We start from the raw sequence: 13137 nt of genomic DNA on the forward strand, positions 1-13137 counted from the left end.
TGACATATGGCGATTCGTGACGTCAACGCGGTCGGACTCGGCGAGCTTCTCGGCTCCCTGCTCTCGGCCGTGGTGGAAGGACAGACAGCGGCGACGGCCAGCTCGCTGGGCTTCGTCAGGGAGATCGGGCTGGAGGAGGGCGGCGACGAGCCGGACCGGTTCCGGACCGTCCCGATCCGCTATACGAAGCTCGACGAGAACCAGCAACCTGCCGAGTTCGTTCTCGACCTGCCCCTGCTGGCGATGGTGCACATCCCGACGTTGACGGTGAAGGAAGCCAAGATCTCCTTCAAGTACGACGTTCTCACCACCACCGCGGAGACTGAGGAAGGCGAGACACCGCGCCCGACGACACCATTCCCCACCAGGTTCACCTCGCAGCCGGTCAGCCTCGTCGGGCACGTACGCAACGCACCAAGCAGGTCCAGCAACCAGCGGTCCACGGAAACGACAGGCATCGACGTCGAGGTGACCGTCGAGAGCGTGGCGCTTCCGCTCGGTCTGGAACGAGTCTTGGACATGGCCGAGCTCGCGACCTCGCGACCGGCGACAGAGGAGGACGAGTGACCACCCAGGTAACTGGCGACCACGTTGCTCGCAGTGTCGAGGCGGCGTCAACGGCCCTGAGCCAGTTGGAACATTCTCTGCGGGCAGGTGGATTCGCCCAAGGCGCGGCTGCCTACGAACGAATGGCGGAAGTACTCGCAGCCCAGCACTTGTTTCTCGGCGGCGACGATCCCGCTTTGGCAGACCGGTTTGGCCAGCTCGGTAGCACAGCCCGACGGGTCTTCGCGCTGCTCGAACCGTACGCCAGCGCGATGCGCAAGCTCGCCATCCTTGCCCCGGAGCGCTGCGATCCCAGAGAAGTAGCGGCGGTACGTGAACAACTCGGCCGCCGAGGAAAGCGTGGAACGTCCGTCTCGGTCCTGAGCCGGTCGACAAGGCTCGCACCGGACAAGGTCGAGCGAGCGCTCGCCGAACTCGTCGACGAAGGCACTGTCCACAGCCGTACGGTCGGCGACCTCACCACCTACCGGCTCGTACCATCCACGGCTCACAGTCCCCAGCCGGGTAAGGCAGGTGTGAGGAAATGACAACGACCCTGCAGACAACCACCATTCACGCGTCCGTCGGAGCAGGGGGTACGAACGAGGCGGACGACGTCCGCGTCGTCCAGGATCTGCTCAATCGCGCCGCCGATGCCAGCCTCGACGTCGACGGAGACTGCGGGCCCAAAACCAAAGCGGCGATCGCCGACTACCAGAAGTCGTTCCTCCGGCGTCCAGACGGCCGCGTCGACCCGGACGGCCAGACCCTGCGCCGTCTGGTCGACCAGGCACAGACGGCTGGATCCAAGTCGTCCCAGCCGGTCGCCCAGGCCGGGCCGTCCACACCGACCGGAGGGCCCACCAGCGGGACCCGCCTGCAGCCGATCACCTCGGCGCGAGGTTGGTACGCGTACTCCTCCTCGGACCGACAGTTCGGAACGCAGGCCATGATCACGGTGCTCCTCGACGTCGCCGCCCGCCTGCATCGAGCCGGACTGGAGTACGGCGTCGGCGACATCAGTTTCGAGCGAGGTGGCGCGATGTCTCCACACAAGACCCACACCGCCGGACAGCATGCCGACCTACGCCCCATCCGCACGGACGGCGCCCACCGTCCCACCTCGGTCGGGGACCCGACCTACAGCCGCGAGAACACGCGCGTTCTGGTCGAAGCCCTCCGCGCCAACTCTGCAGTCACGCAGATCCTGTTCAGCGACGAAGCCCACATCGAAGGCGTTAAGAACTACGCCGGACACCACAACCACCTTCACATCCGCGTCCGGTGACCGCGCCCCAGCGGGACGAGCCTGCGCACCCGCCGGCGGGCGTTCACCCGGCTAGAGGCGGTCCAGTTCCCACTCGAAGTCGAGGAGTACGTCACGCAAAGCGGGATCGAGCATCTGGCCCTTGACGCGCGGAACGGCATCCCGTTGTCCGAGGTGACGACGATCAGGGTGTCGTCCAACTCGCCGACGTCGTGCAACATCGAGATGGTCCAACGACATGAGTCGGCGGGATCTACGCCAGGGTGGAAGGCGTGCATTGAATGAGGGACAACGGCTTGGAGTTCACGGTCAAGTTTGCCGTCTCATTCGTCTATGTTCGCCGCCGTCCGGGGATTGCGCTGGCCTGCGCTGACGTACATCGGCGGATGCTGGCGGACGTGGGTCCTTGGAGTGGCGTGCTGCAGGAGCCGTTCGGAACAGCCGGCAAGATGCCGCCATCTGCTGCCTTGGGTCGAGCGGGATGCTGTCGCCGAGGACGAGGATGAGAAGCGTCCGTCCGGCGCTCTTACCTGCGGGCCGGGCGGCCAGGACCGCAGCAACTGCACCCACGACCATGACTGCCAGCAGGACGGCACCCAGGCCCTTCGGCGCACCCGGATCGACCGCGAGGACATCGAGACTCATCACGCATCACCACCCGTCCAGATGTCCGCCGAGTTGTCGATTTCCTCGAGCAGCTCGTGCGTCAGTGCTCGTGCCTGCTGCCGAGCTGCGGCAGCCAGACCGCGGGCGTTCCGCGCCACCCGCGGATCGGACTCCTCCTCGGCGATCCGGGCCAGCAGGTCTGCTTTGCGCAGGAGCCATCCCGCACGCTCGGCCACCGGAGCGCCATAGCGAGGCATGGACCGCAAGAGACCGCTCATCTCCGCTGCGATCGACGCCTTGGTGGTCATCACGCCACCACCCCCTTGGCGGCGGCAGCGGTCCGACGTGAACGCAGCAGCTCTCGACGACTCTCCGCCGTCATGCCGCCCCGGACACCCCATTGGTGAGTGATCGAGAAGGTCAGCTCCTCCTCAAGGCACGGCTTGGTGAACGGGCACGTACGGCAGATGTCGAGGGCGCGGCGTTCACGCCACTGGCGCTCGTCGGCCGACTCCTCCGGCGGTTCGCCGAACTCCCGGTCCGGGCCGTACCACAACTCGATCGGTGTCCCCTCGCACGGACGCGACTCCCATCCAGCTGGAGGGCGAGACATGATGTGCATGACCGTTGTTCCTCTCCACGGGTTCACGGTTGGTATCCGGGCCCCGCGGGTGTTCCAGCACCCGCGGGGCCCTCTCCACTCGCGCCGTTGGCGTGTCAGCACCACCGACGCCGTGCGCGCGCCCGACTCGAACGGGCTGGCCCCCGAAGCGGCGCGCTGACGGCATGCGCCGTCGGCCCGCTCTATGGGCACTGGCACTCGCGGAGGACCTCGGCAGCGACGGCGTGTGCGGCCTCGGTCATCCGCAGGACGTCATGGCAGAGCACGTCGGTGCGCGTCGCCTCGATCTCGACGGGCTCGGCCAGGGCGCCGAGGTCGCGAAGGATGGAGGCCAGCTCGCGGCACCGTTTCAGGTAGATGTCGGACACTTCGCACCTCACTCGTATGGACAGGTAGTACAGGTACAGACGAGACCATACACCACACTTGTCCAAACAGGTACCGTCATGTGAGAGAGTGTTCGACATGCCACGAGAAAGGGGCGCCCGCGTGCAAAGCACCGATGCCCGGCCGCTGCACCGCCGCATCGCCGATGACCTGCGGCGACGGATCGGATCCGGCGAACATCAGCCCGGCGACCTACTGCCCTCAGAATCCGCGCTCACAGCGGAGTACGACGTGACCCGCGGCACGGTCCGGCAGGCGCTACAGGCGCTCGTCAACGAGGGTCTGGTCAACGTCATGCAGGGACGCGGATACCTCGTCCGCGAGCGCGAGGCACTGATCTACGACCTGACCGGCTCAGAGAGCCCGGACCGCCGTAACAGCGCGACCCACGACATCTGGATCACCGACGTCGAAGCTCAGGGACGGACACCGGGCATGCGCCTCGACGTCCTGCGAGTCGTCCCCTCGGCCGACATCGCGGCATGCCTCGAACTCGACGGCGACCAGGCCGTCGTCCTGCGGCGACGGGTGCGGCTCGTCGACGAGCAGCCGTACTCCATCTCCTCCGCGTACTGGCCCTTGTCGATCGCCGGTGGCACACCGATCGAGCAGCCACACGACATGCAGCCCGGGCCGCTCGCATGGCTCGCCGAACGCGGGCGGCGGCAGGTCCGCGTTCACGGGAAGATCGCAGGCCGAATGCCGACCTCCGACGAGACCGACACCCTCCGCCTACCGGCCGGCGCGCCCGTCTTCGAGCACACCCGGACCGGCTACGACCAGGATGGTGTTCCACTCCGCACCACTGTCGACGTACTGCCCACCGACAGGTTCGTGATCACCTATGACCTCGACGTCTGACCAGATCCCACTCCTGAGGCAGGCTTCCGCCGAGGACCTCCCGGTCGTCTTCGCCCTCCTGAACGATGCCGCCGAGTGGCTCGCCTCGCGCGGCATCGACCAGTGGCCCGCCAGATTCGAGCGCGACGGCGAGTGGCGTGCGGAGCGGATCGAGAAGTACGTCTCAGACGGGTACGTCTACATCGCCTCCGACGACCGCGGCTACGTCGGCACCATCACCCTCAGCCCTCACGCTGACCCCGACTTCGCGCACGGCTGGCCCGACGGGCCCGATGACGCGTTGTACGTCTACCGGATGGCCACCATGCGCCGCGCCGCCGGACGCAACCTCGGCGCACGCCTCCTCGACTGGGCTGGCGACCAGGCCGAGCGCGGCGGACGCAGTTGGCTCCGCCTCGACGTCCACCGCCACAACCGCGAACTCCAGCGCTACTACGAACGCCTCGGCTTCACCCGCGTCGGCACGGTCATCACCCCACCGCGCGGATCAGGCGCGCTCTACCAGCGGCCCGCACGCACCGACCGCGCTGCCCAAGTCCTCGAACGCACCAAGCTCCCTGGCCCTTCCGTCCGCTAGTGCGAGCACAGACCTACGCAGCAAGCCGCGATCACGATGCACCGGCAATCGGCCCGCGCCATTCCACGATGACCCTTGCTCAGAACGGCAATTCGTCCTGCATATCCTCTTGCGGGTTAGCCGAGCGAACAAGCTCACCAAGCTGGCGTCGCTGAGCGTCATCGAGGTCTATCAACACTGGCAAGGCAAGCCGCGCCAACTCGCCCAGGTCATAGGTCGAACTGGTTGCACCTCCAGCCGTACTGGATTCGAACTCGCAAGTCACCCTTCGCCGCCAGCGGGAACTAAAAGTAGCTCGCACTGCTAACGCGTCCGCACGCCGCGCTATCTCGTCAACCTGCTTGGTCGACATGACGTCATCTTCAGTCGTGGATTCGTAGGTGATGGATAGGTTTCTGTCTCTGACCTGAATATTTGTAATGACTGAGCCTTCGGCATCAACTCGCTCCCGAAGGCCGCGAACGCTTGGCAGCACCGACTCCGTGGCCGCCGGAAGCCGATCCCTGGTACTGGCAAAGTATGCACTCCACGCCCATCCCCTGAGCGCAAGGCATCCACGGTCGACTTTCCATCTCGGAATCAAGGATGGCTCGCCAAGGTAGTCAGATTCGACGAGCACCCGGACAGCGCGAGCAGGTAGCCGGTCGAGGTTCGCCTTTACAAGTCTCTGCAAATTTTCCGATGGATCTTCAAGTTCAAGGTCAGCTAGTTGATCCAACGAAACGTTTCTAGAAACGCGGCGCCAAAACTCAAGCTTCTCGCTCACCACTACGTTCAGGAGTAATGCGAGATCTTCGGTAGTTAGCGTGCCACCCAACCCTTGGCGTGACGGGAAGTTAGCCGCGCTTCCGCCATGACCCTCCCAGACGGCCTGCAGGACTCGCGTCATACGCCCAGACTGTCCTGGTTCAAGTACGCGACCGATTGCCCCGACGGCGGCAGATGTAGCAGCGACATCGAGTTCCTGAGCACGGCGAAACCCCTCACTAGCAAGGGTCGACACGTCCCGCGCCGCCGACTCCCCCAATACGCCGCGGCCACCGCGGAGAACAGCATGGGCCAAGAGGTCCAGGACGGGATCGTCAGCTGCGTGGATCTGATCGATACCGTCAACATCCGTCACCAAGGTGTCCGAATCCTGGGCTCTTGCAGCCAGGCGTTCCCCTTCTGGATGGGAACCAATTGGCGACGGTTCAAGCGTCATGATTATGGGACGCTTCTGCGTCAGCCACTGAAGGTCATCCAACATCCACGTTGGGTCGGCGTTGGGCCTGATGAATACTAGGCGTTGTTGACTCTCGCCAGGCCAAGACAGAACAATGTCCGGCGCAAAACTGTGGTTGAAGTAATTCGTGTGCCAGATATCCATTTTCGGGTCGGCCGATTTGAAGTGCTCGGACACCTGCGTCTTAATAGACTTTATGGTGTCCTCAGGATGGGAATAGTCGAGCGCCCTACGAAGGATCGTGGATGAGTGTTCAGGCACGGTTCAGGCGCCTACCTTCCTGCGACATGATTGTTGCAAGCTGGTCAAGGTGATCATCCGATATGACCAAGCGCTCTTGCTTTTCACACAAGGTAATCAACCAAATCCTCTTGGAAGTCTCGACTAGAACCTCCTGATCTATCTTACCGATTGCTTCCTGTTCAGTATCACAGCCGAACACTTCTGTCTTGCGGTCTAGGATCGCCCGCTTAATAGATTCAGGAGTTGCGTGCTGGTCCCACTTCTTTGCCTGAAATGGGGCCCAGGAGATCCACATCATATGGTCGCACCGCGAACGCTTTGTAAGCAGCGCTACATAACACTTCGCCAGAAAGTCTCGGAAGTGGGTTGGGAGGTTTGACTCGTTCCTGTATTTCTTGACCTCAGCGACGAAGAGTTGTCGCTCGAATTCGCCGCCGCGCATCTGGCCGCCGATATCGAATGAAAATCCGCCGCCGCCATACGGCCAGCTAAACTCCAGCAGCTCATTCAAAGGGTCCGCGATTGTCCACGTTGTAGCTACTCGCGTGGTTGCATCCAGCCACCGCTTGACCCGATGTAGTCCATCGAGCCCAATTAGCTGATTTGTTTCGCCTGCCATGTGGAGCTCTAGTGAATTCGCGGAGAGGCGGACATCGCGCGGTGAGCGCAGGCATTCCCTGTCGCGAACAGAAGCATTTGGCCCCCATCCTCGCCCCTATGCAACGGACCCGTACTTGCGATCCCATGCGTAGACGCGCGAGTCGCTGTCGTCACTCTGCGTATGACTTTAGCAGGCATTGAGTATTAGTCGAGCGATAGGACGAAATTGGCCCTCTGCCGATATCTTGATAGCAGGTCGGTGAGCGCGATGCCGGTCGGTTGAGGCGTCCACTGGGACTGGCTAGAACTGCGGAGCAGGAACCATGTTGAGGTACGGCGCAGCCCTGTCCCTCCTGTCCCTCCTGTCCCCCCACCGTCGCTGACCAGGGGCGACGTTGAGGTTTCGAGGGACACCACAGTCACTGTGCCAGCGCTCCTGTCCCTGTTGCGCTGTACTGAGCTGGCTGCTGCAACAGGTTGGCTGCTGCCTATCGGTGCGATGCTTCAGGCTGAGCGCACCCCGCAGAACCGAGCAGCGCAACGCTGACATCTCACGCCGAGGCCACCAACTATCCAGGCTCCCAACTGTGGGGCGCATTAGGGGCGGGTGGCCGTAGAACACCGGATCCGGTCGGGGCCAGCCGGGTACGACGTAAAGAAGCCTCCGACCTGAACGTGCAGGTCAGAGGCCGTTTCCAGGGGTGTGGCAGGTACTGGGTTCGAACCAGTGTAGGCGAAGCCGACGGTTTTACAGACCGCTCCCTTTGGCCACTCGGGCAACCTGCCTGGGTGCTGTCGTACGACAGCGACTTGAGAGGATAGCGCAGACGCTACCTGGCCGCCGCAGCCGGCCGGGGCGTCACCAGCAGCTACGAATGAGGGGAGCCCGCATGCCCGCCGAGTCGTCGTTCGACATCGTGAGCAAGGTCGATCGGCAGGAAGCCGACAACGCACTCAACCAAGCGGCGCGGGAGATCGCCCAGCGGTACGACTTCAAGGGCACGGGTGCCCAGATCCGCTGGTCGGGTGAGTTCGGCGTCGAGATCGCGGCCAACTCCGAGGAACGGGCAAAAGCCGTGCTCGACGTGTTCAAGGAGAAGCTCGTCAAGCGTGGAGTGTCGCTGAAGCATCTCGAGTCCGGCGATCCGCGGCAGTCGGGCAAGGACTACCGCATCCAGGGCACGTTCGAGGAGGGGATCTCCACCGAGAACGCCAAGAAGGTCGCCAAGATCGTCCGGGACGAGGGTCCGAAGGGCGTCAAGGTCCAGGTCCAGGGCGACGAGGTGCGGGTGGCGAGCAAGAAGAAGGACGACCTGCAGCAGGTGATCACCCTGCTCAAGGGCAAGGATCTCGACGTCGCCCTGCAGTTCGTCAACTACCGCTGAGTTCCGCGGCGGACCCCTGCCAGATACTCCAGCCGCCGGACCCGGTCGCGGGTCGACGGGTGGGTCGAGAAGAGCCGCCCGAACCCACTCTGGCGGAACGGGCTCGCGATCATGAGCGCGGCGGTGCTCCGCAGCGCCGGGTCGGCCGGCAGGGGCACCCGCCGCGTCGTCGACTCCAGCTTGCGGAGTGCGTCGGCAAGCGCCAGCGGGTCACCGGTGATCCTCGCCGACGTACGGTCTGCCGCGTACTCCCGCGAGCGGGTGATCGCCACCCTCAACAGGGACGCCGCGAGCGGGCCGAGGACCAGGAGCAGGAGCAGGCCGACCGGGCCTACGCCTCGCACCGACCGCCCTGCCGGGCCCGGCCAGGCGGGGTGCGTACGCCCGAACCGCACCCGCCACGCACACTGGACCGCGGACATGATCATGCTCGCCAACGCGGAAGCGACCGAGGAGATGAGGATGTCGCGGCTGGCGACGTGACCGAGTTCGTGCCCGATGACGGCGCGCAGCTCGCGCTGGTCGAGGAGCCGGAGCAGCCCCTGGGTGACGCAGATCGTCGAACGGCGCGGGTTGCGGCCCGTGGCGAAGGCGGTGGGTGTCGCGGTCGCGGAGACGTAGACGGCGGGTATCGGGAGGCGCATCGCGGTGGCGAGTTCGCGGACGATCCGACACAGCTCCGGATGGTCGGCCTCGCTGACGGGATAGGCCCGCATGGAGAGGAGCGCGATCCGGTCACTCGCGAAGTACGCGCCCGCGTTCATGGCGAGCGCGAGGCCGCACGCCACCACCAGGCCCACCCGACCGCCGACCGCGCCGCCGCCGAGGATCAGCAGCACCGACAACGAGGCCAGCAGCATCGTCGTCTTGAGCTGGTTGCGATGGCAGTGCGCGCGGTCGTGCATAACCTTCGTTGGACCTCCGTCCGGAGAACGCCTGGCGCCGACGGTGGCGTTCCCGAAAGTTGCGGCGTTCGGCGAAAGTTCTGGCGTTCGGCGAATGTCAACGCGTCCGACGTCCTGACAACGCCGCGGGCTCTGACCGCGGAGGTCAGCCGGCGACCTCGGCGGAGGCCCCCACAAGATCCTCGAGGTACGCCTCGAGAATGTCCGGATTCAGTCCGCACCGTAGGCCGAGATGACCATCGGGACGTACGACGAGAACCGACCCGCCCTGGCGGCCGAGCAGGCGCCGCGCCTCGCCGTATCTGTCCAGGAGAGTCACGCCCCGGGCGGTACCCAGGCCGCCGCCGATGACCTCGCCGCAAACCGCCGGCCCGAACCGATGCAGGGCGGCCCTGACCACCTCGGTCGTGACGCTGCCGAGCCCGAGAACCGTCCACTGGGTGGCCTGCGTGGAAGGGGATGACCGTACGTCGGACAGGCGTACGTCGGACAGGCGTACGTCGGCGGCGCGGGCCGGGCTCCACAGGAGTACGTCCGGCACTGGGTCGCCGGCGCGGAGCATGACCCGCCGGCCACCGAGTTCCTGGGACAGTCGGGATCCGCGGTAGTGCAGGTCGCGCTCACCACGTCGGACGTCGCGGGCGGACCGGCGACGCAGAACGAGGCCCGCGGCCGGCGGCGGGAGGCTTCGCAGAATTCGGCCAGCGCCTCGTCGGGCTGCGGGCGGTCCGGTGGCGTCGCCGAGCAGCTCACGTACCGGGTCCGTCGACAGCTGGCTCGTGCGAAGCGCGACCGTAAGGCGCTCCGCCTCGTAACTGTCGAGCAGGTCCTCTTCCGCCCCACGCAGGACCGCGGCCAGCTTCCAGCTCAGGTTGGTCGCGTCGCGCAGGCCGGCGGTCAAGCCCGCCGCCGCGTGCGGCGCATGAAGCGAGTGAGCGTGGGCCGCGTCTCCTGCCACGAACACACGCCCGTCGCGCATCCGGTCGACGACCCCAGGAGTGATGTCGTACGCCGACAGCCAGGTCGCCTCGATGAACCGCACCTGGGTCCATCCGGTGAAGCGCTGGAACAGCGTCTCGATGACATCCCTGCTGGGGCGTGCCGTGCCGAGGGCGGCGGCGTCCGCGACGATGCGTACGGCCCAGATCGTGGCGCCCGTGCGGGTGGTGTGCGGGAGGGGAGCGAGGGTGATGTCGTGGTCGGGCCCGCACCAGCGGTACGTGCGGTCGGCGTGCGGGAGACCCTCGACGGTCATGTCACCGCACCAGAGCCGCACGGTCGGGGCTGGCTCCGCGCCGCCGGCGACGGACCGCGCAGGCGTGCCGGTGAGCGCGGACGTGCCGGTAGGCGCGGACGTGCCGGTAGGCGCGGACGTGCCGGTAGGCGCGGACGTGCCGGTAGGCGCGGAGCTACCGGTGGGCGCAGGCGTACCGGCAGAGGCGGACGTGAAGGCGAGGCCCAGCAGCCGCCGTACCGTGCTCTGGCCGCCGTCTGCCCCAATGACGTACGCCGAACGCACACGCCGATCGCCGCCCGCCTCGTCGGTAAGACCGGCCACGACGCCGCGCGAATCCTGGCGGAGGTGTCGGAGCGTATGGCCGAAGTCGATGCGGACACCGAGACCAGCGAGCCGCGCCCGGAGAATCTCCTCCAGGTGCACCTGCGAGAGGGCTACCGGACCGGTGAAGCGCTGGCCCGCCCTAGTGGTGGAATTCTGCCCGCGGCGACGGTCACCGAGGTCGGCCAGCAACCGCCCACGGGCATGGACGCGCTGGGCGGCGCTCCGCGAGGCACGGGCGAGTACGTCGTCGATCACTCCCAGATCCGCAAGGATCTCGAGGCTACGGGGATGCAGTGTCCACGCCCGGGACCCGGGCTTCGGCTCCGTCGACTGGTCGACGAGGCGAACGTCCACGCCACGCCGGGCCAGGTCGAGCGCGGCGGCGAGCCCGGTCGCCCCGGCGCCCACGACGAGCACCTCGCAGTCCGCTCCCCCACCGGCCTCGCTCCCGGCAGCGTCCGGCCCGGGTCCCAGCGCAGGATCCTGCCCGCCGCCGCCCGGCCCAGGACCTGCCCCGTGATCATGATCGTGATCATGAAGGTCTTGTGGTCGCATACGCCTCGAATCCTTCATGATCATGGTCGCCCGCCGCGCACGTGGACCATGGTCGCCGCTCATGTCGCCACCGGCCTGCCGCTCGGCTGCCATCGGTCTGCCGCTACTCGTGCCGCTCAGAACGCCAGCCTCACCACGTCGAGGACCCCGAGGACGAGGTTGGGCGCGACCGAGAGGACGACGCCGAGCACCGCCGTCAGCCCGACCGCGATCCCGGCCGGCCAGGGGGTGGCGAGCCGGCGATCTGCCAACGCGGGGTCCAGACGTACGCCATCGACCGGACGCCCCCGAGCCTCCGGCGGGAGGAAGAGAAGCGCCGCCCAGTACAGGTAGTACACCAGCGCGATCACGACGTTCACGGCCATCACCACCGCGAGCCACCCGGCGCCGCCGTCGATCGCCGCCCGGAAGATCACGACCTTGCCGAACAACCCGATGACACCTGGCGGTAGCCCGGCCAGTGCGAGGAGGAAGAACGCCAGCGCGCACGCCCGCAGGGGCCGGGACCACGCCATCCCGCGGTAGTCCGCGAGTATCCGTCCGCCGCCCGCCGACCCGCACAGCTCCGACCCGCCGCCCGCCGACCGGCCGCCCGCCGACCGGCCGCCCGCCGACCCGCGTGCGTTCGACCCGCGCCCGCCCGCGGTCACAGCGACGACCGCGAACGCACCGAGGTTCACGACCGCATAGATGAGGAGGTACGCCACGGTCGCCTGCAGCAACCCGTCGGCGCCCGCCGCCGACCTCTCGCCTCCGGCGGTAACCGCGGACGACGCCGCCGACGCCGCGCCCAGCGGCACCAACAGGTAACCCGCCTGCGCGACACTCGACCACGCCAGCAGCCGGACGGCGTTGCGCTGCCGCAGCGCCACCAGGTTGCCGAGCGTCATCGTCAGCGCCGCGAGGACGGCGACGACCGGTGCCCACACTCCGGCGTACGACGGAAACGCGATGCTCACCACCAGCAGGAGCCCGACGAATCCCGCCGCCTTCGACACCACGGACAGGTAGGCGGCGACGGGCACGGGCGCGCCGACATACGTGTCGGGCACCCAGAAGTGGAACGGCACAGCCGCCACCTTGAACGCCAGCCCCACCAGCGTGAGCATGACACCGACGGCCGCGACGCCGGCCGGGCCGTCGCCGTCCCGCAGCGCCGCGTCGATCCCCGCGAGATAGACGGTGCCGGTGACGCCGTAGACGAGGGAGACCCCGAAGAGCATCACCGCAACGGACACGACGGAGACGAGGAAGAACTTCAGCGCCGCCTCGGCCGCCCTCCGGTCGCCGCCGCGCAACCCCACGAGGGCGAACGCCGGAAGCGAGACCAGCTCCAACGCCACGACCAGCGTGATGAGGTCCCGCGCCCCGGCCAGCACCATCGCCCCACTGGCAGAACACAGCAACAGGAAGTGGTACTCGCCGGCCGCGATTCCCGCCGGTAGCGTCCCGCGGGTCGAGAGCAGGACGACGACGGCCGTGCCGCCGCCGACCAGGAGCTGGAAGACGAGCGTCGTGCTGTCGACAAGGTACGAACAGGCCGACGGGCCGACGGACGCCGCGGCACCGCCGGCCGCTCCACCGACGACGCAGAAAGCCTCGCGTACCGAACCGCGCAGGGGCACCACGAAGGCCAGCCCGGCGAGCAGACCGCCGAACGCCACCCACGACACGAGGCCGGGCCGCCGGCCGCGCGCCATCGCGTCGACGACCAGCACCGCGACAGCGGTCAGCGCGACGGCGAGCGGTGGCGCGATCGCGAGCCAGTTGATCGGCTGCACCAGGTCAGGCACCGGC

The 13137-nt window shown here is 67.0% G+C and carries 14 protein-coding genes and 1 tRNA gene; 6 read left to right on the forward strand and 9 right to left on the reverse strand.

Features of this window, described 5'->3' with window-relative positions:
- The first annotated feature begins 6 nt into the window (after window positions 1-6).
- The 3 genes from ABN034_RS12845 to ABN034_RS12855 are packed head-to-tail and all read left to right on the forward strand — an operon-like array spanning window position 7 to window position 1834.
- Window positions 7-567: a DUF2589 domain-containing protein gene (locus ABN034_RS12845; RefSeq protein ID WP_349691238.1), complete on the forward strand. Its 561-nt coding sequence runs from the start codon at window positions 7-9 to the stop codon at window positions 565-567.
- Complete coding sequence (locus ABN034_RS12850) at window positions 564-1094, forward strand: hypothetical protein (protein WP_349691239.1); 531 nt, start codon at window positions 564-566, stop codon at window positions 1092-1094. The genes ABN034_RS12845 and ABN034_RS12850 overlap by 4 nt, the downstream gene beginning before the upstream one ends.
- Window positions 1091-1834 carry a peptidoglycan-binding protein gene (locus ABN034_RS12855; protein WP_349691240.1) on the forward strand — a complete coding sequence of 248 codons (744 nt, stop codon included), beginning with the start codon at window positions 1091-1093 and terminating at the stop codon, window positions 1832-1834. Before ABN034_RS12850 ends, ABN034_RS12855 begins: the two co-directional genes overlap by 4 nt.
- A gap of 623 nt (window positions 1835-2457) precedes the next feature.
- Here the strand turns inward: ABN034_RS12855 and ABN034_RS12860 are convergent.
- From ABN034_RS12860 to ABN034_RS12870, 3 genes are all read right to left on the reverse strand, one after another.
- Window positions 2458-2727 carry a hypothetical protein gene (locus tag ABN034_RS12860; RefSeq protein WP_349691241.1) on the reverse strand — a complete coding sequence of 90 codons (270 nt, stop codon included), beginning with the start codon at window positions 2725-2727 and terminating at the stop codon, window positions 2458-2460.
- Window positions 2727-3032: a WhiB family transcriptional regulator gene (locus ABN034_RS12865; RefSeq protein ID WP_349691242.1), complete on the reverse strand. Its 306-nt coding sequence runs from the start codon at window positions 3030-3032 to the stop codon at window positions 2727-2729. The genes ABN034_RS12860 and ABN034_RS12865 overlap by 1 nt, the downstream gene beginning before the upstream one ends.
- Before the next feature lie 191 nt (window positions 3033-3223).
- A complete protein-coding gene (locus ABN034_RS12870) occupies window positions 3224-3409 on the reverse strand; it encodes a hypothetical protein (RefSeq protein ID WP_349691243.1) in 186 nt (61 codons plus the stop codon).
- Between the two features lie 121 nt (window positions 3410-3530).
- On the opposite strand from ABN034_RS12870, the gene ABN034_RS12875 reads away from it, so the two are divergent.
- Window positions 3531-4289, forward strand: coding sequence for a GntR family transcriptional regulator (locus ABN034_RS12875; RefSeq protein ID WP_349691244.1), 759 nt, complete (start codon window positions 3531-3533; stop codon window positions 4287-4289).
- Window positions 4273-4866, forward strand: a complete 594-nt coding sequence (locus tag ABN034_RS12880; RefSeq protein ID WP_349691245.1) for a GNAT family N-acetyltransferase — start codon at window positions 4273-4275, stop codon at window positions 4864-4866. Before ABN034_RS12875 ends, ABN034_RS12880 begins: the two co-directional genes overlap by 17 nt.
- Before the next feature lie 79 nt (window positions 4867-4945).
- On the opposite strand, the gene ABN034_RS12885 is transcribed toward ABN034_RS12880, so the two are convergent.
- The 3 genes from ABN034_RS12885 to ABN034_RS12895 all read right to left on the reverse strand — a co-directional run bounded on the left by ABN034_RS12885 (window position 4946) and on the right by ABN034_RS12895 (window position 7720).
- On the reverse strand, window positions 4946-6268 hold the full coding sequence (locus ABN034_RS12885; RefSeq protein ID WP_349691246.1) for a hypothetical protein: 1323 nt from the start codon (window positions 6266-6268) through the stop codon (window positions 4946-4948).
- A gap of 76 nt (window positions 6269-6344) precedes the next feature.
- Window positions 6345-6845 (reverse strand): hypothetical protein, encoded by a 501-nt coding sequence (locus ABN034_RS12890; protein WP_349691247.1) that lies wholly within the window; start codon window positions 6843-6845, stop codon window positions 6345-6347.
- A 793-nt stretch (window positions 6846-7638) separates the two neighbouring features.
- Window positions 7639-7720 (reverse strand) — tRNA-Tyr (locus ABN034_RS12895).
- 104 nt (window positions 7721-7824) lie between these two features.
- Here ABN034_RS12895 and ABN034_RS12900 point away from each other — a divergent pair.
- On the forward strand, window positions 7825-8319 hold the full coding sequence (locus tag ABN034_RS12900; protein ID WP_349330111.1) for a YajQ family cyclic di-GMP-binding protein: 495 nt from the start codon (window positions 7825-7827) through the stop codon (window positions 8317-8319).
- Here ABN034_RS12900 and ABN034_RS12905 read toward each other — a convergent pair.
- The 3 genes from ABN034_RS12905 to ABN034_RS12915 form a co-directional block, all read right to left on the reverse strand.
- On the reverse strand, window positions 8310-9224 hold the full coding sequence (locus ABN034_RS12905) for a M48 family metalloprotease (protein WP_349691248.1): 915 nt from the start codon (window positions 9222-9224) through the stop codon (window positions 8310-8312). The genes ABN034_RS12900 and ABN034_RS12905 overlap by 10 nt on opposite strands.
- A gap of 145 nt (window positions 9225-9369) precedes the next feature.
- Entirely contained in the window at window positions 9370-11340 is a 1971-nt protein-coding gene (locus tag ABN034_RS12910; RefSeq protein ID WP_349691249.1) for an FAD-dependent oxidoreductase, read from the reverse strand.
- A gap of 116 nt (window positions 11341-11456) precedes the next feature.
- Entirely contained in the window at window positions 11457-13133 is a 1677-nt protein-coding gene (locus ABN034_RS12915; RefSeq protein WP_349691250.1) for an NADH-quinone oxidoreductase subunit N, read from the reverse strand.
- Window positions 13134-13137: the final 4 nt, after the last annotated feature.

Source organism: Actinopolymorpha sp. B11F2 (genome assembly GCF_040195635.1).
GTDB lineage: Bacteria > Actinomycetota > Actinomycetes > Propionibacteriales > Actinopolymorphaceae > Thermasporomyces.